This is a genomic window from Brevibacillus sp. SIMBA_040 (assembly GCF_046535075.1).
In the GTDB taxonomy this organism is placed as follows: Bacteria; Bacillota; Bacilli; order Brevibacillales; family Brevibacillaceae; genus Brevibacillus.
Map to the genome: position 1 here is coordinate 104,687 of NZ_JAWRXI010000017.1, position 24,985 is coordinate 129,671.

A 24,985-nucleotide genomic window follows, 5' to 3' on the forward strand; every position below is an offset into this window, starting at 1 on the left:
AATAGTCGCTTATCTAAAAATCTAGAAAAATAATGTTTTAGACTCTACTCTCATATTAAATATAGAGGCCAGTTGTTCAAACTGGCCATACCGAATTCTGATTACTTCAGATACACGTGTAGTCGGAAAGCCAAACTTAGAGCATATTCAAGCTCTCTGGCTAGTGCTTCTGTGTAAACTTCGAAAGCAGTATTTTGCTCAAGCTTTTCAGGTGTCTTAAAATAATTCCTACAAATATCGAGGAATTTATTGAAACGAATGTAATAACTGAAACCCGCTTTTTCCGCCTTTTTAAAGGCGTCTTCAAAAAGGACATTTGCTACAAACATATTGCTTCTAAAAGTACGTGACTGTACAATCTCCTTAAATTTATTTTCTCCTTCTATAGTATTAAAACCACCGCTTGAATAAGAAACCGCCTTGTCAATAATATTTCCTAATAGTTCAGGTGTCACAAAATTCCTAAGATTAGCAGGAAATGTTATAGAAAACGATTCGCAGTTAATAAAGTAGTTCTCATCAATAATTGATGTCCACCCAGCCCCTTTAGGAAGATAATTATAACCTAGAGCATTATATCCTTTTCCGTGAGGTGTTTTACCCAAGTTGTCCTCAATATTTTTCAACGCAGGTTGCTGTACTTTTTTAGAATTGTTGGGGTTGACCCATGCTGCAATAATGCACTCACGTATAGTTTGCTTATTAATGTCAAAAGGCAAGGCCCCTTCCAGCGGAACACTTAGGGAGAAATCAACTTTCTCACTCTTGGATACAAGTGCATCAGTAAGCGTTGACAGAATTAATTGAAGTGCTTTTTTAGGTCCATAAGCTTCATATATCCCTTGAGTGATTTTCATTGTACTTGGAGGTTTTAAGTAACATGGGATAGTCACAAGTACACCGCCGTTTCGTTTCTGTTGTGCTTCTTGAAACTCTCGGTGTATGTTACTTACACGATCATTTACTTCAGTTTCTATTTCATTAAAAGAGATTTCAAATGAACTTCGAGCCCCATCCAGTTCAAACAAATCCAGCAATTGATTAGATTCCTTAAAACGGTCATCTATTAGCAGATCAACTTTATTATTAAGGATAATAATCGGGGTTTGCTTACTGTAATTTCTCAACACCATTTTTATATCTTCCCGCAATTTCGATTGATTATTGTCGCCAAATACGGGACAAACCAGCATTAACGCATCGTAAGATCGGTCATATATTAACTCCTGTAAATGATCTAACTCTTTTTTCTGGTCTGCACTTTCGTGATACATTCCTCTTGTATCCCTGATGCCTAGAGAGAGTGACCCATCCATTCCTTGCAGAACCCTTTCCATTCCTGGATTCTCTCGAATTAGACGTATAGTCTCACCGTTCATTGGTGCATAAATAACAACATCGGAGCATAAGACTTCAATCGAAAGTCTTTTACCGTTACTTAGGTTATTATTTGAGAACATTGCTTCAATGAAAAAATCACTCATTTCGATTTGCTTAAGGTCGATAATATAATAATAATAGTTGTCATTCGATATTTGATTTTCAGTAAAATATTGGAAGAAACACTCTTTTAGAGCTGCATTAATGTTGTCATGCGAAGCTTTAAGTTTTTCTACAATAGGCATCTCATAATCAATCGCAATTTGTAACCGCTGACTAATTGCCTCATCTAACTTACGCGAATTTGGTTTTGCTTCAAGGTCTTTAAGCGAGTTTTTCGCCTCATAATAAACTGTTTGCAATTTATCCTTAAGGAACCCTATTGAATACTCAGAAATTTTAACCGCAACTTCATAACGTTGCTCTTCACTTAATAACCGAGGCTGGGCTTCTGTGTTTCTTGTGCTGTTTAAAGCTTCAATAAATCCATTAATGAGCTCATCTTTAATCTGGTCTAGTTTTTCAACTTGATTATCCTTATAATTCGCTTTTATAACCTTAGTCAAAACTTTCAAATACATTTCAATTAATTGAGCCCATGTATATATTTCTTCACTTAATTTAGCCGCTACCACAATCTGATCATTTAACCTATCCGTAAACACTTTAGTTTGGTCACGTAATGTCGCGCTACCCTCACCTACGGATAAAGAAAGTACTTTGAAGGCCGGTGTAGTTGTCAAAAGTAGATCAACGTAAGTTTTCCCTGAACCAGTTGAACCAACCTTTTCAACTGTTCGCACATCTGGACTTAAAAGCAATAGTCCATTACCAGTCATTAGATTTTCCATAAGTAAATCACCCCAATTTTGATTTACAACATGAAAAAGCCGCACTCCTACCTAAGTAGAAAGTGCGGACAATACATACATCGCCCCAAAAGAGGGCGAAGATATGACTGTTCACGATCATTTCTAGTCAGCGTAGGTTGTTCTGTCCCGTCAAGGACATACAGTAAACCGCTTCCCATGTTATAATTTATATTCTAATAACTTTCCTTTTCTTGTCAACAGGATTTTTTATCGCATTAATCTACAACTTCTAAAACAACGACTGTTTCCCTTAACCATTTAACTTTTTCATATTGCTGGCTGCTTGTTTTAATTTTTCTTGCTAATCGAATCTCACGAACTTTGTATCCTAAATTATTTGAAATCTCCTCAATAATACGATCCGTTTCAATTACTACACCAAAATACGATGAATTCGCCACATTAATGAATAATTTCCCACCGACCTTTACTTTTGCTTTCAACTTCCTGAGTAGTACTTCAAGATCGCAAAAATAACCCGTTATCATGCTTGGAATGCCCTTGTTCCAAAACTGCTTTTCATATTTTAGAACTTTTTCAATCCTATTCTCCAATATCTTACTACTAGGAAGGGGAATCTCTCCCCATTTCACTTGTACATGCGATCTCATTGTTCTTCTACGTAATTCCCTAACATCTTCGTAGCTTTGTACATGCCCTAACATCCATAATTCAATCATATGGGAATCTGTGTAATCCCTAGAATTTAGATATGGGGGAGAAGTAATTACAATATCTATTGAATCGTTCTCGAGAGTATCCACCAATTCTCTGCAATCACCTGACATAAAAAAATCAATATTATTTACTTTTCTCTCCTTTCCTTCAACTTGAATTATATCCGGGAGAACGCTTTTGATACATCTTTCTATAAACGTGTTATATACATTTTGTTTTCTAACAAATTTATTTTCCCAACCAAGTTTATACTTTAATGCTTTACCATCTCTAATTACATTGCTAAAATGTAACATCATTGAACCCAAAGCAACATAAAGTATATCGTAATATTTAGGGTATTGTATGCAAGCTACATCGATCGCTTCTCGAATATTAAGTAATGCATCATAAGCTGCCTTATGAAACAACCATTTTTCTAGCTTTTTATTCTTTTTAATGGTTTTAAGGCCAATTTGATAATTATGTTTTATACCTTCCTTCAAATATCGTTGAATAAGTTCCACTACCTCAATAAACTCCATTGACGAATAATCATTTCTTAATTTCGCCCTACATACTTGACTCATAAAAGGACTTATCTCAAATGAATGGCATCTCAAACCCAACTCTTGAGATGTTAGTGGTGTTGTGCCCCCACCTGAGAATGGATCCAAACAAGTAATGGGACCAGCTTTTTGTTCTTTAATAATTGACTCAACAAAACTATGTGAAAAACCCTCAAGTATTGGGTACCATCTATTGACTGATTTTTTTTTATTTTTGTTTGCGTTAACAAAATTTAAGTATTCTTCAGACCAATTTGCTATTTTTGCTGCATTGAAAGATAACATTACACTCGCCTTCCTAAAAGAATCTCTTATTAATTGATTGTACCAAATCTGAAGAGATTCCGGAATAGCTGCTGCAATAAATAGTTAGTTTTGTCAATGAAAAAGGGTAAGGACTGTAGATTAATATTAAATTAATCTATCCTTACCCCCATTTTTATTATATTGTTTTAGTCTTTATTACTCGACTATAGTGCTGGCTGGCTGGTATGTTATCCTTTTCCATTTTATAATGCTGCGATAGGTCTATTTGTGGGTATTGATCAAACTCTGGAGGGGATGTCAATGTACTCATATTTTCCCTAGCGTCGTAGATTAATAAGACACCACAATAGATTCTGAAATCTCCACCTATTATTTTTGAATATGATTCACGATCGTCGACGTATTTTTTCAATTGATAAGCGCCTTCGATTGCCCGTTCCGGATCATCATACTCTCTAAATACATTCCCTTCAGCCGTTATTGACTTACCTAACCACTTTATTTCAAACACATATAATTTATCGTCTCTAGTTGCGATCCATACATCATATCTTTCTCCAAACTTATTTCGAACCTCAGTTAAAACTTGATCCCGACAGTTCTCCCGTAGAAAGTACTCAAGTTCTCGTTGAAATCTTTCTTCTGGCTTGACCTTCAAAAGCTTAGGGTGCTTATCTAATAAGCCATACAGACTTTTCGGGAGTTCATTCTTATAAACAAAATAATGTTTGAATGTATCATATTGTACTTTCTCATTGAAGAATCGCTCTAATAAGTCCTTGTAATGCGAGATATCCACTAAAGTCTTAACATTAATTACATCCGAATAGTTGTCTAATCGATTCCCACTCTCAAATGGTACACCGTTAATTAACACATCAATTCCTTGAATTCCCAAATATAAACAAACACTACTATTGTGTTTTGAGTATTCAACCAAGGACAGATAGTTCAATTGTTCTGTTACAAATTCAGACTTAATAATAGAGCCATCTTGGTCCACATAATAAAGGATAGATTTCTCATCTCTAGATTGTATGACTCTAGAAAAATCTGTTTTATAGTTGTACGCATGGATATTACTCTTATGATCGCCTTTTAAATCGTTACTTATTATTATTCCACACTGCACATCGTATTGTTTGTACTCCTCCCACTTTTTACGAACGGATATAATCAACTGAAACAATTTCCTAGGCTCTATTGTAATTTCTCCGTTATCATAAAGCTCCTGTAATTTTACTAGGGGGTTTTTTTGGTATACTTGTGTAAGTTCTAGCGAATAATCACCAAAATCCACTATTCACGACCCCCTTTGTATTTTTGGTATAACACATCAAAAAACAAAAGGAGATAATCTTGATCACTTGATAACTCAATATTTAAATCTGACTTACCCTTGGATTTTATGAAATTAAAAAACTCCTTTGATAAATTCTCAGCACTTTCGTCAGTGATTATCTTCGATCGTTTATTCATAGCATTCTGATAATGTACATTCGGATCTTCTTTTACCAACTTAGAAAGGAAATCTTCTCCATAGATACTCAATGCTTTGACTAATATTGAAAACCATATTATTTTCTTTTCTAATGTACTCACTAAAAACAATCTATCTTTACAAATGCTTCTGCCTTCATCGGAGATAGAGTATCTCTCTTCTATTCTATTTGCGTATACCTTTCGTTCCTCTAGACTCAAAAAGCCCCTTGTATGTAGATCGTTTATTTGTATACTGACTTCATTGTTATATGGGCCAAATAAAGTATTAGAAAAACTATACGCCCAAGGTTCATGACTTAAAAAAATTGGTGAAAGAGCTGCTGAGAAATATAACACGCGTTGAAAACTTGATTTATTCGCGCCTGACCACCCATTTTCATCCATAAAGTATGATATTAACAGGAGATCATTTTTCATCACTATACTAGTATCTGCCATTCTATATTTCACTTCCTAATATGAGATCATGTAGTCTAGCAAGATCTTTACTTTCCCTTTGTAGTTTAGTTGGATTCCCTTTATCCAATAAATTTAATGTTCTAGCCCTTCTCTCTGCCAGATTCATTTTTTCATACAACTTCAATAAAAAATTTGAACTGTTTAAGTTTGAAGTGAATATAATGTTGTTTGATGATTTCGCGAACAAGTTGAACATTTCAGCTACCTGGGTTTCGTACACTATATCCAAACTACCCTCTGGTGTTTCGGTAATAAAAAACGTCCTAAATCCATCTATGTTATCTTGAAGATAATCAATAATGGCCATTCTAAATGCTTGGTCTAGAAAAAAACGTTGGGACTCTGAGACCGATGTGATTCCTTCCCTAATACTACCTCTGAGCTTTGGCAAGTATTGGACGTGAGGTATCTTATTTATTGTTCTTGATTCTACAACTAATTCACAATCAAATCCCAGAAATGTACTTGCATATTTATTAAAATACAGAGATAGGTGCTTATTTAATCTAACCAATAGATTTGCAAATTCATTATGTAGTCGTTTTAGCTCAGCTTTTTTAGCATCCCTCATTCTATAAATTTCTTCAACTTCCCTCCCTAATTCTTCAATCCTCTTTTGCTTCACCTCAATGATTTGTGAGTATGTATCGGCTCCATGAGCCAAGTTGTTTTTTGCTAGCAAAGAGTCAATATAAATTATTTCTCTATGCTTTATATTGAGTTGTTCTCTAATTAATTGGATACGGCTATTGATTGCATTAAGACTTTCCGTTAATTCAGTGATCTGCAGTTCTTTATTTTTTGCCTTGATCGTAAGTTCAGTTCTTTTAGCAGATTCTGCATTTACCTGATCAATAATATTTGGATCATATTCACCAACATCTTGTAGTTGTGAAGAACATATTATGCACTCATTATTATGCTTGTGCATTAGTGCAACTTCCCGAATTTCTTTGCTCTTTGATCCACATGCTAAACATTTCCCTTCGACAGATAAAACCCGTTCTAAGGAAAGGTAGTATTCCGGTAATCGATTATATATACTTGAAAAAAGTTTCGCCTCAAGTTTGGCAATATCATTATTAATAGCTTCAACAATCATTAATAGTTCATTTTTTTCACCAATTACGTTATTAAGATTCCTGTTTATCTCTTCGAACATTTCGATGGTTTCCTCTAATTCAATCTGAAGTTCATCACGTTCTTGCTCAACTTCACTTTTCTGTTCAATAATTTTTACTACGTCACCCTCATCCATTTCTGTATCTGGGATCAACTCCTGATATAGCTTACGCCTTTCCTCAATCAACCCATCCAAAGATCCCTTTTCTACACGTTTGTCCTCACTCTTATGTCGTCCACTAGTATCCAAATGGACAACTTCTTCTTCTAAATGATCAAACTTGCTCAAGTATTCCTCATCAAAAAAAAGGATTCTAAGAAGCTCATCTTGAATATCTGGATCCCACGCAATATTTTTGCGTCCCTCGTCAAAGAACAAGAACTTTCTTACAATATCGTCAAAGGCCTGAAAACTACCAAACCCAGTAAATTTTAAGATAAGATTTTCATAATGCTCATCACCAATGTTTCCTGTCAACTCTTCGTTATTTACATTCAAGTAAATTATTTTATTTAAATATAAATTCCGCCCAACCACAATCTTATTCCCAGAAATTAAAAATTCCAAAAATGCACTAGCCTCCGTATTACGCTCATAAGAATCATCCATTCTCGATATGAAAAAGTTTGGATCAACAATCTTCTCTTTCGTTTTGACCTTCTTTTTACCTGCAACCTTGTATATTTTCCGATGCCCTAACAAACAATACAAAACCAATTCAACAAACGTTGTTTTTCCTATTCCGTTACCACCAATAATTGCGCTTAACCCATCCAAAAACGAGAACTCAAAAGTAGGGGATTGCTTATATAGTGAGTAGTGTTCTACTTTAATCGATGTTAGTCTTGGTAACATTTTCTTGTTCATATTAACCTCCAATCAGGTTGGACCCTTATTACTTTGGCAAAATAATAAATGCAACTGAGTTAATAGTTCTGAGCCTCTAGTCCTAATTCCTCCCCCGATAAAACAAATGGTATTCTAATAAAACAAAAATTGACAAGGTAACAGAATACACTACTGATTCTAACTTTTAGCTTGATAATTTCGCGACAATTCGGTACGCCCAATCTCTTATCGAATCACTTTGATAATGCTTAACCTTGATAACTTTAAGGTCAATACATCGGTTTAAAACGTCTTGATCCCAATGACCACTTTTTTCGATCAATCCGTCAAGAAGCAAGTTGATGTAACGTTCGATAGCTATTATTGACGTCTGTTGAGCTGATTGAAGAATTAAAGTCGATATGGACCAAGCATCGGGCCTGGCAACTTCAATAATATAGTTTGTGGTGATACCAATAATGGTTTGGACGATAGCGCAAGTCCGACGCGATCCATTTGAACATACAGAAAATCTTTTTCCAAGAGGAACTCGTAACAGGGACATCCGAACTTCTCCTGCAAAGACACTCTTAAAGAATTGAATCATCTCAAAAAATGCCTCCAGTCCGATTGCCTCTGTAATGGGTATCGTCTCAATCGTCTGGAATTCAATCGGGGGAGTATCTCCACCAACAACAGAGTCCTGAGTACTGACCTCCTCAGGTGCTCCTACGTTTTTACCACCTTTGCCCGGCTTAACGATGAGATCATCCCCTGTATTGGTCCTTTGAATCCCTTCCTGCCTTATCGTTACTTTTGGGGAGTTAGAAAAACGAAGATAGGTAGGCGGTGCTTCAATCACATCTTGGTGAGAATCTTCTTTGGCCTGGACACTACGATCATTCAATATGTACTCATCACTATCAGGCTTTGTGGAAACCCTAACCTTTTTATCTGCGTACACAGATTCACGGCGTTTCTTTGAAGGATGCCAAAAATTAATCTCCTTTGCAGGATGTTGAAATCCACTAAATCCAATGATCTCCTGTACGAGTATATGGTCCATGAAAGCAATTCCTCGGACATACATTTCAATTGGGCCTGTATGTGACAACTCAATATCGAGAGGAATACCACTTTTCATTCGAGCAGTTGGATCAAGAGGTGAATCCTTTACGGCTGAAGCAAACATCAATTGGTATACAGAATCCCACATTGTTCGGATTGCCGGATCGCAATATATCCAAGACAAATGCCTTGCATTATTCTCATGAGCCATCTTAACTGGAACACGCTGGCTCATATCAAACCATAATGTTTTTCCTCTGTATTCACATCTATCCACTAACAAATCAATCCCGTGCGGCTGCATCAAATAGTAAGCGAGGTGTCTAGAGTTAATAAACAAGGCACGGATCAGTTCCATAATGGGTATACAAAAGACTTTACCATCTGATTGGAATTTAATGATTTTTTGCAAGCCTAAATCCGGTTTCTTATCGAAGCTAATTAGCCTTATAGGCAAATCAAATCCAATTCCTTTAACACCTTGGCTTAATTGATCCACTTTAACTACATACCCAGATCCACTCAAAGGTTTGACTGGATCTGTTTCACCATTTACATAAACCTGCCCTAAGCGTAAGTAAGGCAGGGTACCCCATGGATAAGATTCAATTTTTAAAGCACCGCGGCTATCACGGAAAACGACTTTTATTCGCCAGTTTCCGCGGTAGTCAAGAAAAGGTGAGCCGAACCATACGAGTTCTACGGGCTCATTATTTGAAAAGGGCCATGATCGGAGTGTTAATGAACCCATACTTCACCCTCCCCATGAGAAGATAGATGTTCAGTGATTGGGGTTAGAGCGATGCATCGATTGATCTCATCCAGAACTTCATTCCCGTAACCTGGATTGAGACCAGCCATTTTTTCGATCTTCCACCGTTTAAGTGGCCATTCGTCTCTCATCATTTGCGCAGCCCATCTAACTCTGCGAATTTGAAATTGAGCGTCTGACTCTAGGTATTTGGTTAAAATGGACATCGTTATAGGGAGCTTCTGTTTGGATTTCTCCAACCAAGCTAACCTTCCTATACACTTACCAATAGTTCTAACACAAATTTTGATGGGCTTTTTATCGCTTTCCTCAAGAAGTTTTCTACATTCTTCCTCGACGTTCCAACTAAGTTGCAAATCACGCTTTTCCCAATCTACTCGTTGGTATAAGACAGATTTATTTTCGCTCGGTTTTGATTGCTTCTTCACATTTTTTCTTGGCTCTCGAACGTATTCGTTTGAGTGAGGAGTTGTGTAACCGGCGTACTTTATTACTGTATGGGTATCAACTCCAAGAATTTTTGCAATCGCGCGGTAGGAGAGCCCCTCTTGCAAACAACACTGTAATTTTTCAAACCAAACATGGCCGAATGCTTTTATCCTGCCTCTCTTATACTTATCCTCAATACTTGCATCCGGTCCTCGTCTTGAATAGATAAAACCACAATCACAGAAGAATGTTCCAACTGGACGCCCTGTAACTGAACATCTCGTTATTTGGCATTCCTGGACAATACGCTCCCTAAAATGATCAGCAGCTTTGTTTAAACATGGCCATAGAGCATTCCCAAAAGGAGAGTATATTTTGTCCGGCTGAGAAACAAAAGATTGGAAAGAGCCGTAAAGAAACCTTATAAGTAGTAACTGTCGAATCGGATGTATCGATCTCCGCTCTTTACGAGTAGAAAACGTAAGCCACGATGATTCATGGTTTTCCAAAAAAGCACTGTCTAGTATCTCTAATAGTTCGTCTCCATGAAAGTCTTTAAAGTGCTTGGCTAGTAATTGTTGTCGAATTCTTGATGAGGCAGTCACATATCCCCGCCTATGCAGCTGAGGAAGTAGTATTTGCTTGGACTGATAGAGAGAGGAAAAGACCTTCATCTGTATCAATGAACAAATGTCATTAGTCAGTTCACACAGCTTCTCAGCCACTTCTACTGAAGTGGATTCAATGATAGGAGTAGAAGTGAACATGCTTTTAGCGATGGGCAAAATCGTTAATCCATGTCGATCAGCAACTGGTTCTATAATCTTATGAAGTGCAACTTTATGGAAAGGACAATAGAATACCCCTGGCACTTGGTGAATCCGGTGCCAATATGGCTCTCCATGCTGTTGTATATCCTCGGTATAGCACGAAGGACAGTAGAGCAATTTATCTCTTCTTGCCACCAAGCTTGCTGTTATTCCGACGTACGCATGAATTCCGGAACCATCACCCTCCTTCATTAGTTTTCTTAATCGTACGGCTCGATACTCAGGCAAGAAGGGAGCATACAGAGGGTAAAGTGTATGATGATCGATCCAGTCATCTGATGAAATTCCCAAATGAGAGACTATCTGCGAGAAGCGTTCTAAATGACTAGGTAAGTCAATCGTAGGAATTACCTTATCCGTTTCGAACAATTCTTTTAATGTCCATCTTGGGCTGGAATTGCTGGTTCGAACATGATAACGAGTGAGTACGCTGTATAGCAACTCATCTGGATATGGTCTGGGGAAAGCTGATAACATGTTTCACCTCCTATCCTGAGAACTCCAATGGGTTCTTTACATACGTGGCAATTTTTAATGCCTCATAAGCAGGGATTTTTTTCTTCTTCCCTTGGGCAACGACTAATCGCAAATCATTAGGCTCTGTAGCTCCGGGGGGTTTCGATCCTGTTCTCCTCGACTTAGGAATGGGATTGGCTTTTTCTGTAGCTGTTTGTTTTTTAAGAGCAAGTTTAAGAGCTTCCTGATGGAGATCCACCGTATCAAACTCATTCATATAGAGCTGTGCTACTTCTTTGGCGCAGCGATCCGCAAGCGTCTTTTCCACCCCAGCACCGACTAACCAAGCACTAATTTCATTCGAGGTTTGCTCCAACAGATCATACCCAAGTTCATTCCGGATAATCACCAGTCGTTCCGCTTGTTTTTGTTCCGCTTCAATTCTGGATAAGTAATCGTCTATAGATACACTTGAATAAATGTCCCCAAACTTCTCAATTTCTTTCTTTTTGCCAGACCTTAATGCTTCCAGCGCAGGACGAATCAATGTTAACCGGTCCTTCGCAACTGATCGAATCAATTCCGTCGTAATCTGGTTCATTTCTTTATCTAGGGCTCTCCATTGGGTCAACATGAACAGCTTTACAGCAACATCCGTAATCCCCTGAGATTCCTCAAACATGACGTCTATGAATGTCTAATCCAGTTCAACTTTATTGTTCGTCCATTGATATTTCCAAAGCCCCTGCAGTAACCAATCCCATTCCTCGTCTTTTTTAAGATGGTGCCAAGTCGCATCACCTTGACCACTTGCTCGGCGGGCGTTGCGAAATTCTCCGTTCAGTACAGGCAATGCTTTATATGTACCAACAGTCACGACAGGCAAACCGATAGTATTGACTAATTGCACGAGGAAATTTAGCATTTGGGAGGCCCGATCATCTTTTGCTTCTTCTAAGTTCTGAATTTCATCAATAACAAGAACCCCAAGGCAATGAACTGCTGCAGCTTGCGCCATAATCGGCAGCAGTTCATCAGGCGATTTGGTAGCATTTTTTTTGAAGTATTTGGAGCCAACCAAACGATCCATCGCCAACAAAAAGTTTAAACAGAGCCCACGGATGGAGCCATCATGTGGGCAGTCAATTTTCAACCACACAACTTGATATGGTGCAGGAACATCCTGGCCTTTGTATTTCCGATGAATGATTACCTGTGGGTACATTTGCAAAATACGAAGTAAAGTGCTGGATTTGCCAATACCTGATATTCCTACAAGTGCAAATCCAGCTGAAGTAGGCGTGTTTACTGGGTAACCATTTGTCATCCCCTTCGTGATCAGTTCATATGCATCTTTTCGTGCTCTGAATGCGTAATTTGGGGTCATTGGGTTTCGCCCCACATATCCGTCACGAATAAGGCGTGAGAGGCTTTGCTCTAATTCGAGATGCTTCGACAAGGGCTGGAAGAAGTCCCGCGATATTCGTTGAACGCAATGCAACCGTAGGTGTACCGGCAAGTTTCGTTCCGAGGACTTATATAATGGTTTCGATGCAAGCTTTTGAACAACCGTTTTTTCATCCCAAATGGGTGGGAGTGCCTCAAGCAAAGGATTGTTCTGATAATCCTCTAACAGCGGATCTTGATATTCTGCTTCCATAAACACACCACGGCTAATATGAAATATCGGAAAATCAAAATCACTCATCTTCTTCACCATCTTCAAGCATGAATGCTTTTATTTTCGATAACTTATCTGCTGCTGGAATGTACTCATTCTTTGGATTATCTGGGATCGGAGCTTGATGTAGCTGTATTACATTAGAGTTGGTTTCTGTATGTGTTTGATCTTGCACCGTCTCGGAAAGTCGAAATGCCTCTCGTGGTCGATTGAGTTCTTTTTCATTTGATCTGCGTGATCGTGTATTTTTTAATCGCTGAGTTTTACTTTCGGAGCTATTCTCAATAGCCTCATCCGTCTTTCTTGAGGCTTCATCTACAATGGCTTTTGTATGGGCATCTAGTTCAATCTTCGCTCTGAGATTACTTACTTCTTGTATTCGTCCTTGATATTTTTCAATTTCCAGGAGATCCTCGACTTCCTCAAAGCGTTTATCACGGTAGCGTTCTTCTCGATCAAGAAGTGTACACGTCTCATATCCACGCCCTTCTTCCAGCCACAAATAAATCTCATTGGTTGTCCGAGGATCATAGCAAACCTTCACACGCCAGGTTTTTCCTGCTCTTGCTTTGATAAACCACTGCTCACGAAGAGCCAAATCACAACCGTAGTGCATCCCTTTGAATTGAATTCCCGCAGCTGTCACTGTCGCTTCACCATGGTACATGAGATTTAGTTTTACGATATTCTCAGGCTGCTTTTTTAACCGTCCGTTCCGATTAATGATTCCCCACAACCACAAATCTCGAGGGATGGGTAACACCTCATCAGCGATCATGAATTCATTACGGTCATACCACTGCATATGATGCTGGTTGTTATGATAGAGGACATTCCGAATAATAATTTGGGTAAACTCGCGTAAAGTAAGCTTGGCATCCAGCCGATAATCTCGTTGACCACGCTCGCGTTGCCGTTCTGTAATTGCACCGGGAACAAACCTTACAGAACGCACGTTGAGGAGCCGAAATTGCTGTTCTACAATTCCTTTCCAATCGGCTCTATATGGGGAAGCGTTCTCTACATCTACACCTAGAACATCAATTAGATGGGTCGGTTTTTTGCCTTCCAATTCTCCGCGGTCAGCTGTTAGTTTTTGAGGTAAGTGACTGCATATCCAGTCCTCTGGGTCTATGTCAATGCCATACTGCGCGCAATACTCCACCTTATCCGCAGTAGTATTCGCAAGGGCCATCATAGCCCCAATCCAGCTTGGACCTTCCAAACCGATATATATCCCTGCAATGTACCTACTAAACACATCCACAACGATGTAGATGACTGGTCTCCCAATGACCCAGTCTCGTCGGTATTCACTCACTAGAAAAACATCCGCGATCGTTGCATCAATTTGAAATCGAGAGCCAGGACCAAACGATTCTTGAGTTGAGCTTCCTAGAATGGGACGGAAGCTTGTCTCGAATTTTTTCTTGCCCAATCGCTTAATCAGACTTTCTTCCAAATCCATTTCTTTCGATGCCCAGTAACGAAATTGTCCGAACGTAGGCAGTTTGTCATCAGGAGGGAGGATAGGGATCATCGCCTGGCCATCCTGCCTGTATCCCGTTACAAAGAACTTCTCCAGTGTTTTTTGATATACACGTGTTAATGGTGCCTTGTCTTTTGAGTTATAAAATAATCGAATGCCTGAACGGAATAACTGTCTTACATCCTCATCTATATTGATACCGACAGGCTCATTTTCTAATTTACGTGGTCGTCCACGTTTCTTCTCACTCGTTCCTCGATCAGCGCCCGGTTTACCACAGTTATTATAGAAGGGGAGGAGTGCGTTCTTTATCTTCCCTCCTTGCCAATACCGACGTATATAACGATAAATCGTGCTTTTATGAAGTCCAGTTTTTGACTGTGCTTCTCGAACCAGGACTCCACGCAACTTACTATCAAAACAATCCGGTTCTGCCATTACAATATCCTTGATTGCTTCCCAAGCTTTTTCCCGCAATTGGACGTGTTCTTCCTCAAGGGTATCTTCTGTCAAAGGGACACTATCGTTAATCCAATCTATTTGTTTGCATAATTTTGCATCTAGTCCTGCCATACATTCCGTATAGGTTTTCATGATCGGGAGCGCTTTTTCATTATCCATCTCAATACTGAAAACAAGCTCTCTGTTTGGTGACAACCATAAAATTCTCTCTATATAGCGAGAATCAGATTCCTCTGAATACCACTCTAAAACCATATTTTCAAATATCATCGCCACCAAGCTTTAACCTCCTTTGGCTTGAACGGAACGAAAAGACTCGTTAATCTGAAAGTCCTTCGCTTTTAACGTTGGTACAATTCGTTCATTCATGTTTACAGTCCAAATCTTCCTCGCAATAAAATGCCTGAATAGCGCTAATGACATTCCGACTTCCAAACCAAGTTGCTCGTCACACACCAAGCACGAACGAGCAATCGTTTCGCCGTCTACCAAATGTTTTGCCAACATGCTTTGGAGTTGATTAATGACAAAGGGGCCAAAGTCCGGAACGTCTTCATTGTGAAACTCCTTGTGGACCCACTCGATATTACGTACAAAATAATCAGGGATGTCCAGATCGGTAATAATCCCCCAATCGACATGGCGGCTTTCCCAGTATCTCCGCTCGATCTCAAACTTCTCAATCGTACGTTTATCTTCCAACTCTGCGGCGGGTTTAACTGTTCTAGCCACATCTTTGTTTCCTACAGTAATTAGAAAATCTGTAGTCATCACGACCGGCTCTCCCGTATGTCGAATCATGGGATGCTTCACACCGATTTCCTCTGCAATTATCATTGTTTCCTCAAGTGGAAGAAGAGGATACTGTTCCCGTATATCAGTGACCTCATCAGAAAAATCAAGGATGTAGAAGTAATCTCTTTCGAGGTCCGACATAAATTCATGCCGTCGATTGGTTGTCCATCCTTTACCGCGAGTTGCTCTTCCATCAGATGGAACATCTTGTATCTCCAACCAAGGCAGATAGTCTTTACCGATACCTTGACCCCTACCTTCTTTAATATACTTTTCAATCTTGGCACCGGTGATTTGCCGTTTGCGCTTGGCCATTTGCTCACTCCTAACTCATTTCCAAAAATAAAAAGGAGCTACCCGAAGGCAGCCCCAAAATGGAGTCATGATGTAAGTCTATGCTGTAGGATCTGTTGACGTAATAGTAGAGCTGTTACTACCATAATAACCCATTCGCTCAGTCTAATACATTATTTTCTCAGTCTACAACATTATTTTCACAGTCTAATACTTTATTTTGTGAGTCTAAAACATTATTTTCATCGAACAACTCGAAACACTTACTCTTACCACCTTACTCCACCGTAACGCTCTTAGCCAAATTCCGTGGTTTATCCACATCCAGGTCACGAGCGACAGACGCGTAGTAAGCAAGCAATTGCAATGGAATGACGGTCAGAATCGGTGTGAGCATCGGGAGTGTAGTCGGCATGTAAATAACCTCATCCACACTCTTGATCAGATCGTAGTTGCCTTCTGTAGCAAAGCCGAGCACGTGTGCGCCACGCGCTTTGACTTCTACGATGTTGCTCACCATTTTTTCGTAGATATCTGGTTGTGTTGCCAGAGCGACTACAGGTACGTTATCTTCAATCAGCGCAAGAGTACCGTGCTTCAGCTCACCAGCCGGATACGCCTCGGAGTGGATGTAGGAGATTTCCTTCAGCTTCAGAGAGCCTTCCAGCGATACCGCATAGTCGAGGCTGCGGCCGATGAAGAACAGGCTGCTTACCCCTTTTGTGCTCTCTGCAAAATGACGAACCTGGTCTGCATCCTCTAGCATAGAAGCGATTTTTGCCGGGATCTCCTCGAGATGATCTACAACCTCAGCAACCTCAGCCGCTGTCATTGTGCCTTTTACCTGTGCCAAGTACAGGCTGAACAGATAGAGGGCTACAACTTGTGAGGTGTACGCTTTGGTAGAGGCTACTGCTACCTCTGGACCTGCCCAGGTGAAAATCACTTCGTCCGACTCACGAGCTACGGAGCTACCTACCACGTTGGTGATAGCCATGACTTTCACGTTGCTCTTTTTCGCCTCGCGCAGCGCAGCCAGCGTATCGGCTGTTTCACCGGATTGGCTGATCACGATCATCAGCGTCTTGTCCGTGTAGATCGGGTCGCGATAACGGAACTCGGAAGCGACTGCGACTTCAACCGGTACACGGGTCCATTTTTCGATGACGTCCTTACCTACGAGACCTGCGTGCATAGAAGTACCGCATGCCACAATGTAAATGCGATCGTACATCGCCAGCTCGGCATCGCTCATTTTCAGCTCAGGCAAAATCACGCGCTTTTGTTCTGAATCAATGCGAGCACCCATCGTATCACGAACGGCTTGCGGCTGTTCATGAATTTCTTTGAGCATGAAAGAATCGTATCCGCCCTTCTCCGCTTGTACCAGATCCCACTCGACATGGAACAGCTCACGCTCAATTTTTTCCCCGGTCTCTGCGTGCATCAGTTCCACACCGTCTCGAGTCAGCACAGCCATTTCGCCTTCGTTCAAAATGTACACGTCACGCGTATGCTCCAAAATGGCCGGAATGTCAGAACCGATAAAGCTCTCGCCATTACCTACCCCAACAACCAGCGGGCTAGCCAAACGGATGGCTACGAGCTTATCTGGCTCATGCTCGGTCATGATTCCAAGTGCATAAGCACCACGCATGCGCTGTACAGCTCTGCGTGCTGTCGAGACGATATCTCCATCGTACATGTCAGCAAGCAAGTGAGCGATGACTTCTGTATCCGTCTCAGAGGTAAACGTATAGCCTTTCGCCAAAAGCTCCTCTTTGAGCGGCAGGAAGTTCTCGATGATTCCGTTGTGAACAACAGCAAATGATGATTTTGCATCCGTGTGAGGGTGGGAGTTCTCATCAGACGGCTTTCCGTGCGTTGCCCAACGCGTATGCCCAATCCCCATATTCCCGGTCAATGGATGCGACTCCAGACGCTCTTCCAGCACAGCTAGACGTCCCTGTGCTTTATCCAGCTCCAATCCTCTCTCGTTCACAACAGCGAGCCCGGCTGAGTCATATCCGCGATACTCCAGCTTGCGAAGTCCTCCGATAACGACATCTTGCGCTTGTTTAGCTCCAATATATCCAACGATTCCGCACATAATTGAATGGTCCCCTTCCATATGACGGGGGACACAACCCAATGCCAATGGTACGGGGGTGTGCCCCCGCCATTCCACGTTTTATCTATTTATTATTCGTTCTTGTTATTTCATCCGTGGCTATCTTGCGTATCACACACACGTTTTTGTCTATCAGGTCACCCTGATGTTTTGTCCGTATGCTCTGCGGCAGTGATACTGCTGCCGGGAGGTATCCGCCGAATTCTTCGATAAACCCCCACCTCGTCCACTGGGCTCCATGTCGGGCAGCCACAGTGCTGGCGCTTGTCAACAGTTCTTACAGATAATCTTCCTCGACTATGCTGCTCTACTCATCTCCCCCTCTGTACTCGATTACGATTGTGCATATGCACATGAACACTGTACCACAGATCTCTGTAAGCGACAATATTCTTCGTCATTTACTTGTATGCAAAAGGGAGTGGTATCGCACCACTCCCTCTCCATTATTTTTTACACGAGTTCTTGTTTCACTACATCCACGATCCGGTGAACCAGACCTTCCAATTGAGAAGCGTCTGGACCTTCTGCCATGACACGAACGATTGGCTCTGTTCCGGATGGACGTACGAGTACACGTCCATTTCCGGCCAGCTCTTCCTCCACATCGCGAATCGCTTGCTCGATTGCCTCGTTTCCATTGAGCTTAGACTTGTCCTCAACGCGTACGTTGATCAGCAGCTGCGGATACTTGACCATCACTTGTTTCAGCTCAGACAAAGGCTTGCCCGACTCCTTGATGATGTTCAAGAGCTGCAGGCCAGTCAACAGGCCGTCTCCTGTCGTGTTGTAATCGAGGAAAACGATGTGGCCGGATTGCTCACCGCCGAGGTTGTAGCCGCCACGCAGCATCTCCTCGACCACATAGCGATCCCCTACAGCCGTTTTCGTTGTATTGATGGAGCATTCCTCCATCCCTTTAAAAAAGCCCATATTGGCCATTACAGTCGTTACGATGGTGTTATTGTTCAGCTTCCCTTTTGCCTTGAGCGCACGTGCACAAATCGCCATGATGTAATCGCCATCGATGATTTCCCCATTCTCATCTACCGCGATACAGCGATCCGCATCCCCATCAAAGGAAAGACCCAAGTCTGCTTTATGCTTCAGTACCTCTTCCTGCAAACGTTCAGGATGGGTAGAGCCACACTGTTCGTTGATGTTGACGCCATTTGGGTTAGCCCCAATCGTAATCACTTCTGCATCCACATCAGCAAACAGACGAGCCGCTAGCGAAGAAACTGCCCCATTCGCGCAATCAAGCACGACCTTCAAGCCGTCAAATCGTTCAGAAACTGTACTTTTCAAGTGGGAAAGATACTTTTGTCCTCCCTCCAAAAATTCCAGAACCGTACCAATAAGTTCGCCTGTCGGTCTAGGCAATGTGTCTTCTGCCGCGTCTAAGTATTGTTCCACTTCTGCTTCCACTTCGTCGGACAGTTTAAAACCGTTGCTGCCGAAGAACTTGATTCCGTTATCCGGAAACGGATTGTGGGAGGCCGAGATCATGACACCCGCATCTGCACCGAGTGCGCGTGTAAGATACGCAACACCTGAGGTGGAGATAACACCCAACCTGACCACTTCTGCTCCAACCGATAGCAAGCCGGCCAAAAGAGCACTTTCCAGCATTTGACCAGAAATACGCGTGTCGCGGCCGATGACTACTTTTGGTTTCCCTTCTTGCTTGTGTCTGGTGAGAACGTAGCCGCCAACGCGTCCGATTTTAAATGCCATCTCGGGTGTCAGCTGCGTATTTGCCACTCCACGTACACCATCTGTTCCGAAATACTTCCCCATGTTTGTCCCTCATTTCCTTCCTTGTGCACACAACAGCTTATGTCTACCTTTGCTTGTTCGTGATTTCAATTGTGACCTTCTTCGGTGCGCTTGCTGAGGTCATGATGTAATCAGACTGATTAAAAATGTAGTTTAAAGCTACTTCATAAACACCCGCTGGCATGTTGCTCACATCTGCAACTACCTGCAAGTCTTCCTGTCTCAAATTGCCGAGTACCTGCTCAGCGCCTATGACGTCAAAATCGATTGTAGACATTTCTTGACCATCGGTAGATAGCACTTTGGCCTGCATGTCCTCTGAGAGCCCGCTTATACGGATCGGGATCTTTTCCAAACGCTTGACTGTCGATGGAACAACCTTGAGCGATACCTTTAAATACTCCGGCTCAACCTTCACGATGTTATCCATTATCGGTATCTTTAGCTCTAATAGGCGATCTGATGTAATGTTACTAAGATCAATCTCTGGTCCGGGGTAAGTGGTCGCTTTCAAAGCGTCAATCACTTCCTTTGGTCCGAACACAGTCACTTCATCCACATTCATATCCACACTAGCCAAACTATAGCCATTTGGCATTTCATTCGTCAAGTTTAATTTGATCGGCACTTTGACGAACGGACTTGTTACTGGGATGTTCACTTCCACGGTGAGTGGCACCACATCGGCTCCTTGTATCACATTCCCCGACTTGTCCACCACTTTGAGTGGTACTGTAGTCTTGATTGCTGATGTAGCCCCTTCGAGATCGACTGAAGCCTTTACTGCAGCGACCTTGTCCACCTGACTTTCAGGAACCCGTACCAGAGCACGGAATGGCTTTACAATCGGCTCACCGGCTGTGTAGCCAGGTGCCACCTGTCCCAGCATTTCTACGGCGACTTCCCGCTCCACAGTCTTTTTCTCTTCCAGCGTGATTTCCACGATGTTCGGGATAATTCCGACCTTTACCTCATCTGGAAATCCTTTATACTGCACGGGTACCCGGTGTGTTCCTTTGCCTAAATTGGTAGCGTCAACATACACTTCATAGGAATCCGCCGGGAATAAATTATGCTTGTAAAAAGGGTTATTGCTCTCCAATGCTACCTTCACGGTTCGCTGCTGCTTTACTACCTGGAAGCGATCCGTATCGTATTTGACATGCAAATTGACACTATCAATCAAAACCGGTTGACTTGCTGCTTCCGGGAGGGTTGTCTGTTCCGTTTCCAGATTGACAACCATCCACATCATGACAGCCAGAAGAAGCGCTACTGCACGTGCAAACCAATGACTGTTCAACCACTTATCCATGTTTTCGCCTCCATTGCCAACGACTTCCCATGGATTTGCTCTTTGACAAAGGCTGGAGCTGTTCCGTCAGCATCTCTGCCAATTGCGCCTCCGTCAGATTGCGATTCATCGAGCCATGCGTGGCAAAAGACACCTGTCCCGTCTCCTCCGAAACGATAATCGAAATGCCATCAGAAACCTCACTCACACCAATCGCAGCACGGTGGCGAGTCCCCAGTTCCTTGGAGATGGAGTTGTTTTCGGACAATGGCAAATAACAGGCGGCTGCCAGGATCACATCCTTGCGCATGATGACCGCACCATCATGTAGTGGCGTGTTCGGAATGAAAATATTGATCAATAGCTCCGAGCTCACGCGTCCATTGATGGCGATCCCCGTCTCAACGTAGTCATTAAGGCCTGTTTCTCGTTCGATAACGATCAGAGCCCCGATGCGGCGCTTGGCCATGTATGTAACGGATTTACATACCTCCTGGACAAGACGGTTTACTACATCGTCATCCTGAATACTGCTGGAACGGGAAAAAAGCTTGCCGCGTCCCAATTGCTCCAAGGCACGACGCAATTCAGGCTGAAAAATGATGACGACAGCCAATACCCCGAAGGTAAAGGCTTGTGACATCAGCCAGTGCAAGGTTTTAAGCTGGAAGTATTTGCTAAGGAGCCATGTGATTACGATCACCATGATTCCCTTTAGCAATTGTACTGCGCGCGTACCACGAATAAGCATGATTATTTTATAAATCACGTATGTAACGAGTAAAATATCCGTTCCATACCGTAATAGGTCGCCATAGTCCATGGATATCATAACGAAGCCCCCATATCTCGCTCCATCGCAATAAATCAGTCTATCTCCTGTGGAAAAAGCACGGCTCCACTGCCGTGCTGTCGATAGCTGTACTCTCTATTTTCTCCTATGGCAAAGCTGGAAGCAAGTCATTTCCAATATTTTTCACCTCATACCAAATCCAATCGAAGATGGCTTCAATAGATTCGGTATTTCCAACGACCTGCGCCGTAGATGCCACAAATACTTTCCCCTCTATAGCGACTACATTACCATGTACCTCACCTTGGACTTCAACGTTGCCGTTTCGCACGACCAAATCCCCATCAATGCTGATTCCAGCTGGGACTACCACGACATTACGCTCACGATCTATTTTTAGCTTATCCATATTGGATGAGGATACCTGCAAAATGTCATCCCGGTCAAACCAGTTGGCGCATAAACTGCCGGTCATCAAAAAGAAAAAGACCGCTGCGGCTGTTAGGAACGGATGGTTCCGCAACCAGCTCGAAAACAGATTTTTCTTTGTCGGAGCAGGCAATTGCGCAAGAACGCGTGCCGTAAAATCAGAAGAAACATGAATATGTGAAGCACTTTGTACAAAAGCGATGGCCCGCTGCAACTCATGCATATGTTGGCGGCAGCTCACACAGGTCTTCATATGTGTTTGCAAATGCTGATTGGCAAGTTCATCAGTGTCCCCATCCAGATATTCATGGATAAGGCAAATCATATCCCGGCATTCCATCGTGATTTCTCCTTTCTCACATCAATCGCAACTTGCTACGTAAAGCTTCTCGCCCGCGATGAATTCGAGTCTTGATAGTTGTAATGGGCAGCTTCACGATATCGCTGATTTCTTGTAACGATAGATCTTCAATATAGCGTAAGATCATAATCGAGCGATACTTGGGCTGCAGATGGGACAGAGCATCCTGTACTGTCTCCTGCAGTTCCTGGGTCACGACTTTTTCCTCTGGCGTTCGTTCGCTAGAGGATAAACGCGAATACCAGTCCATGCCTTGACCTGGTTCGGTTTCTTCATCCAATGAAAAGTCGGGTCGTTTCTTTCGGCCACGGTCGATACATAAATTGGTCGCAATCCGGTATATCCAGGTGGAGAACTTGTAGCTGTCATCATATGAATGCAAATTCGCATAGACACGCAGAAAAGTCTCTTGCGCGATATCTTCTGCATCCTGGCGATTTCCCACCATGCGATACGCTAGCTGGAATATCTTGTCTTTATAAATCTCGATTAACTCGGCAAAAGCTTCGCGGTCTCCACGCTTTGCACGCTGAGTTAACCGTTTCTCTACAAAATCCATGCGATCCTCCCCACAATACCGTAATCCTATATACGGATGATACTGCAAATGGTTTCGTATCAAAATGCGTTTGTGAAGATAATTTGTTGGGAATTAGAGGAATATGAACACTTGTTTCCTCAATATATTAGTGATGGCTGCTCTTTTTATCATGACGCTGTAAAGGAGAGAGCGCAATGTCAAAAAAGGATGTTCTCCTCCAGATTGAACAGTTACGAAAAAAACTGAACGATCAGTACAAGGAACAGCGGTCCATTACCCCAGAACTAGTGGAACTAAGTGTACAGCTTGACCATCTATTGAACAAACTGCATCTCCATCCTTAGAATGTACTGCTTTCTCCCACCAATGTAAAGATGCGCAAACGTAAAAAAGAGAGGCCTTTTTATGCCTCTCTTTTTGTTTCGCAAAAGTATTGTTCCTTATAGGAGTTTATCCCCAAATACAGAGCTCATGAGTGCAACTGCTACACGAGCTGTCATGTTTTCGCGATCGAGGATCGGATTTACTTCTACAAACTCAGCTGAACAGAGAATGTCTGCATCTGCGAGCATTTCCAGGGATACATGACCTTCACGGTACGAAATGCCCCCGATTACCGGTGTACCTACGCCTGGAGCATCATGTGGATCAAGACCATCGAGATCAAGACTCAAATGTACTCCATCGGTATTTTTGGATACATGAGCAATCGCTTCATCCATGACACGTGCCATGCCTAGCTTGTCGATTTCGTGCATTGTAAATACTTTCATTCCGATACGTTTAATCAATTCACGTTCGCCTGCATCCAAATCGCGTGCACCGATCACTACTACGTTTTCAGGCTTTACTTTTTGTGTGTAACCACCGATGTTCGTTAGACGCTCATTACCATATCCCAGGCTCGCTGCAAGTGGCATTCCGTGGATATTACCTGACGGAGAAGTGGTACCTGTATTCAAATCTCCATGAGCGTCAAACCAGATGAGCCCCAGATTTTTCACGTGCTTGGCTACGCCAGCAACTGTACCGAGAGCAATACTGTGGTCTCCGCCCAGTACGAGAGGAAAACGTCCCCCTTGCATGATGTCGCTTACAACTTCAGCCAGCTTCTCATTGGCTTCGACTACTTCATCCAGATATTTATGATTTTCGGTTTCTGTAAAATGATGAGGACGTGTTACAAAAATGTCTCCACGATCTTCAATATTCAATCCCATTTTTTCTAAACGAGCTACTACGCCAGCATAGCGAATCGCGCTTGGCCCCATATCAACGCCGCGACGATCCGCCCCAAGATCCATTGGTACGCCCACAATACTAATGTTTTTGTTCATAATAAGTGCCGCACTTCCCTTCGCTCTTTCTTGCTTCTACGCTTTTATTGTAGCCTCGAAAAGGGATATGACTCAACTCGACAGGAATTTGCATAAATAACCTCCAAAAAGGGTTGCCGAGCCCTTCCTGGAGGTTATTTTCGTGAGCATAAAAAAACGAGCGACCATAGTGGTCACTCGCCTAACGTTTAATTATGGAGCGGGTGATGGGAATCGAACCCACGCGACCAGCTTGGAAGGCTGGAGTTCTACCATTGAACTACACCCGCAAAGAAACTCAAAAAAAGGCAACAAGTGAAGGATTAAAACTGGTCGGGAAGACAGGATTCGAACCTGCGACCCCTTGGTCCCAAGCCAAGTACTCTACCAAGCTGAGCTACTTCCCG

Annotated in this window: 19 protein-coding genes and 2 tRNA genes; 1 reads left to right on the forward strand and 20 read right to left on the reverse strand. The window is 42.1% G+C overall.

The annotated features are described in order from the left end of the window. Window positions 1-101: 101 nt before the first annotated feature. From SB752_RS24495 to sigW, 17 genes are all read right to left on the reverse strand, one after another. On the reverse strand, window positions 102-2,231 hold the full coding sequence (locus SB752_RS24495; RefSeq protein ID WP_410718121.1) for a P-loop NTPase family protein: 2,130 nt from the start codon (window positions 2,229-2,231) through the stop codon (window positions 102-104). A gap of 236 nt (window positions 2,232-2,467) precedes the next feature. Next, window positions 2,468-3,763, reverse strand: a complete 1,296-nt coding sequence (locus SB752_RS24500) for a hypothetical protein (protein ID WP_410718122.1) — start codon at window positions 3,761-3,763, stop codon at window positions 2,468-2,470. A gap of 157 nt (window positions 3,764-3,920) precedes the next feature. Continuing rightward, a complete protein-coding gene (locus tag SB752_RS24505; protein ID WP_410718123.1) occupies window positions 3,921-5,045 on the reverse strand; it encodes a hypothetical protein in 1,125 nt (374 codons plus the stop codon). Continuing rightward, the gene (locus SB752_RS24510) at window positions 5,045-5,686 is read right to left on the reverse strand and encodes a hypothetical protein (RefSeq protein WP_410718124.1); all 642 of its coding nucleotides are present in this window, start codon (window positions 5,684-5,686) and stop codon (window positions 5,045-5,047) included. Before SB752_RS24510 ends, SB752_RS24505 begins: the two co-directional genes overlap by 1 nt. Window position 5,687: 1 nt before the next feature. Further along, entirely contained in the window at window positions 5,688-7,697 is a 2,010-nt protein-coding gene (locus tag SB752_RS24515; protein WP_410718125.1) for an AAA family ATPase, read from the reverse strand. A gap of 166 nt (window positions 7,698-7,863) precedes the next feature. Then, window positions 7,864-9,477: a Tn7-like element transposition protein TnsE gene (locus SB752_RS24520; protein WP_410718126.1), complete on the reverse strand. Its 1,614-nt coding sequence runs from the start codon at window positions 9,475-9,477 to the stop codon at window positions 7,864-7,866. Next, the gene (locus SB752_RS24525) at window positions 9,465-11,234 is read right to left on the reverse strand and encodes a TnsD family Tn7-like transposition protein (RefSeq protein ID WP_410718127.1); all 1,770 of its coding nucleotides are present in this window, start codon (window positions 11,232-11,234) and stop codon (window positions 9,465-9,467) included. The genes SB752_RS24520 and SB752_RS24525 overlap by 13 nt, the downstream gene beginning before the upstream one ends. Window positions 11,235-11,244: 10 nt before the next feature. Continuing rightward, a complete protein-coding gene (locus tag SB752_RS24530; RefSeq protein WP_410718128.1) occupies window positions 11,245-11,895 on the reverse strand; it encodes a hypothetical protein in 651 nt (216 codons plus the stop codon). A 15-nt stretch (window positions 11,896-11,910) separates the two neighbouring features. Continuing rightward, the gene (locus SB752_RS24535) at window positions 11,911-12,921 is read right to left on the reverse strand and encodes an ATP-binding protein (protein ID WP_410718129.1); all 1,011 of its coding nucleotides are present in this window, start codon (window positions 12,919-12,921) and stop codon (window positions 11,911-11,913) included. Then, window positions 12,914-15,115 carry a Mu transposase C-terminal domain-containing protein gene (locus SB752_RS24540; protein WP_410718143.1) on the reverse strand — a complete coding sequence of 734 codons (2,202 nt, stop codon included), beginning with the start codon at window positions 15,113-15,115 and terminating at the stop codon, window positions 12,914-12,916. The genes SB752_RS24535 and SB752_RS24540 overlap by 8 nt, the downstream gene beginning before the upstream one ends. 12 nt (window positions 15,116-15,127) lie before the next feature. Further along, complete coding sequence (locus SB752_RS24545; protein ID WP_410718130.1) at window positions 15,128-15,955, reverse strand: TnsA endonuclease N-terminal domain-containing protein; 828 nt, start codon at window positions 15,953-15,955, stop codon at window positions 15,128-15,130. 256 nt (window positions 15,956-16,211) lie between these two features. Further along, window positions 16,212-18,044 (reverse strand): glutamine--fructose-6-phosphate transaminase (isomerizing), encoded by a 1,833-nt coding sequence (gene glmS / locus SB752_RS24550; RefSeq protein ID WP_410718131.1) that lies wholly within the window; start codon window positions 18,042-18,044, stop codon window positions 16,212-16,214. A gap of 474 nt (window positions 18,045-18,518) precedes the next feature. After that, entirely contained in the window at window positions 18,519-19,865 is a 1,347-nt protein-coding gene (glmM, locus tag SB752_RS24555; protein WP_410718132.1) for a phosphoglucosamine mutase, read from the reverse strand. A 43-nt stretch (window positions 19,866-19,908) separates the two neighbouring features. After that, window positions 19,909-21,159 (reverse strand): CdaR family protein, encoded by a 1,251-nt coding sequence (locus SB752_RS24560; RefSeq protein WP_103109258.1) that lies wholly within the window; start codon window positions 21,157-21,159, stop codon window positions 19,909-19,911. Continuing rightward, window positions 21,152-21,970: a diadenylate cyclase CdaA gene (gene cdaA / locus SB752_RS24565; protein WP_103109257.1), complete on the reverse strand. Its 819-nt coding sequence runs from the start codon at window positions 21,968-21,970 to the stop codon at window positions 21,152-21,154. Before cdaA ends, SB752_RS24560 begins: the two co-directional genes overlap by 8 nt. A gap of 106 nt (window positions 21,971-22,076) precedes the next feature. Beyond that, complete coding sequence (locus SB752_RS24570) at window positions 22,077-22,700, reverse strand: zf-HC2 domain-containing protein (RefSeq protein ID WP_410718133.1); 624 nt, start codon at window positions 22,698-22,700, stop codon at window positions 22,077-22,079. A 16-nt stretch (window positions 22,701-22,716) separates the two neighbouring features. Further along, complete coding sequence (sigW, locus tag SB752_RS24575; RefSeq protein ID WP_103109255.1) at window positions 22,717-23,280, reverse strand: RNA polymerase sigma factor SigW; 564 nt, start codon at window positions 23,278-23,280, stop codon at window positions 22,717-22,719. A gap of 176 nt (window positions 23,281-23,456) precedes the next feature. On the opposite strand from sigW, the gene SB752_RS24580 reads away from it, so the two are divergent. Beyond that, window positions 23,457-23,606, forward strand: a complete 150-nt coding sequence (locus SB752_RS24580) for an aspartyl-phosphate phosphatase Spo0E family protein (protein WP_103109254.1) — start codon at window positions 23,457-23,459, stop codon at window positions 23,604-23,606. A gap of 96 nt (window positions 23,607-23,702) precedes the next feature. On the opposite strand, the gene rocF is transcribed toward SB752_RS24580, so the two are convergent. From rocF to SB752_RS24595, 3 genes are all read right to left on the reverse strand, one after another. Beyond that, window positions 23,703-24,599, reverse strand: coding sequence for an arginase (gene rocF / locus SB752_RS24585; RefSeq protein ID WP_289140263.1), 897 nt, complete (start codon window positions 24,597-24,599; stop codon window positions 23,703-23,705). 195 nt (window positions 24,600-24,794) lie between these two features. After that, window positions 24,795-24,868, reverse strand: a tRNA-Gly gene (locus tag SB752_RS24590). 40 nt (window positions 24,869-24,908) lie between these two features. Next, a tRNA-Pro gene (locus SB752_RS24595) sits at window positions 24,909-24,985 on the reverse strand.

Bases quoted from the DNA above. Each gene is read 5' to 3' on its own strand.
- SB752_RS24500 (WP_410718122.1), bottom strand. From the start codon at position 3,763: ATGTTATCTTTCAATGCAGCAAAAATAGCAAATTGGTCTGAAGAATAC.
- SB752_RS24525 (WP_410718127.1), bottom strand. From the start codon at position 11,234: ATGTTATCAGCTTTCCCCAGACCATATCCAGATGAGTTGCTATACAGC.
- SB752_RS24540 (WP_410718143.1), bottom strand. From the start codon at position 15,115: ATGATATTTGAAAATATGGTTTTAGAGTGGTATTCAGAGGAATCTGAT.
- SB752_RS24545 (WP_410718130.1), bottom strand. From the start codon at position 15,955: ATGGCCAAGCGCAAACGGCAAATCACCGGTGCCAAGATTGAAAAGTAT.
- SB752_RS24580 (WP_103109254.1), top strand. From the start codon at position 23,457: ATGTCAAAAAAGGATGTTCTCCTCCAGATTGAACAGTTACGAAAAAAA.
- rocF (WP_289140263.1), bottom strand. From the start codon at position 24,599: ATGAACAAAAACATTAGTATTGTGGGCGTACCAATGGATCTTGGGGCG.
- SB752_RS24515 (WP_410718125.1), bottom strand. From the start codon at position 7,697: ATGAACAAGAAAATGTTACCAAGACTAACATCGATTAAAGTAGAACAC.
- cdaA (WP_103109257.1), bottom strand. From the start codon at position 21,970: ATGATATCCATGGACTATGGCGACCTATTACGGTATGGAACGGATATT.
- glmM (WP_410718132.1), bottom strand. From the start codon at position 19,865: ATGGGGAAGTATTTCGGAACAGATGGTGTACGTGGAGTGGCAAATACG.
- SB752_RS24530 (WP_410718128.1), bottom strand. From the start codon at position 11,895: ATGTTTGAGGAATCTCAGGGGATTACGGATGTTGCTGTAAAGCTGTTC.
- SB752_RS24495 (WP_410718121.1), bottom strand. From the start codon at position 2,231: ATGGAAAATCTAATGACTGGTAATGGACTATTGCTTTTAAGTCCAGAT.
- glmS (WP_410718131.1), bottom strand. From the start codon at position 18,044: ATGTGCGGAATCGTTGGATATATTGGAGCTAAACAAGCGCAAGATGTC.
- SB752_RS24535 (WP_410718129.1), bottom strand. From the start codon at position 12,921: ATGAGTGATTTTGATTTTCCGATATTTCATATTAGCCGTGGTGTGTTT.
- SB752_RS24510 (WP_410718124.1), bottom strand. From the start codon at position 5,686: ATGGCAGATACTAGTATAGTGATGAAAAATGATCTCCTGTTAATATCA.
- SB752_RS24560 (WP_103109258.1), bottom strand. From the start codon at position 21,159: ATGGATAAGTGGTTGAACAGTCATTGGTTTGCACGTGCAGTAGCGCTT.
- sigW (WP_103109255.1), bottom strand. From the start codon at position 23,280: ATGGATTTTGTAGAGAAACGGTTAACTCAGCGTGCAAAGCGTGGAGAC.
- SB752_RS24570 (WP_410718133.1), bottom strand. From the start codon at position 22,700: ATGGAATGCCGGGATATGATTTGCCTTATCCATGAATATCTGGATGGG.
- SB752_RS24520 (WP_410718126.1), bottom strand. From the start codon at position 9,477: ATGGGTTCATTAACACTCCGATCATGGCCCTTTTCAAATAATGAGCCC.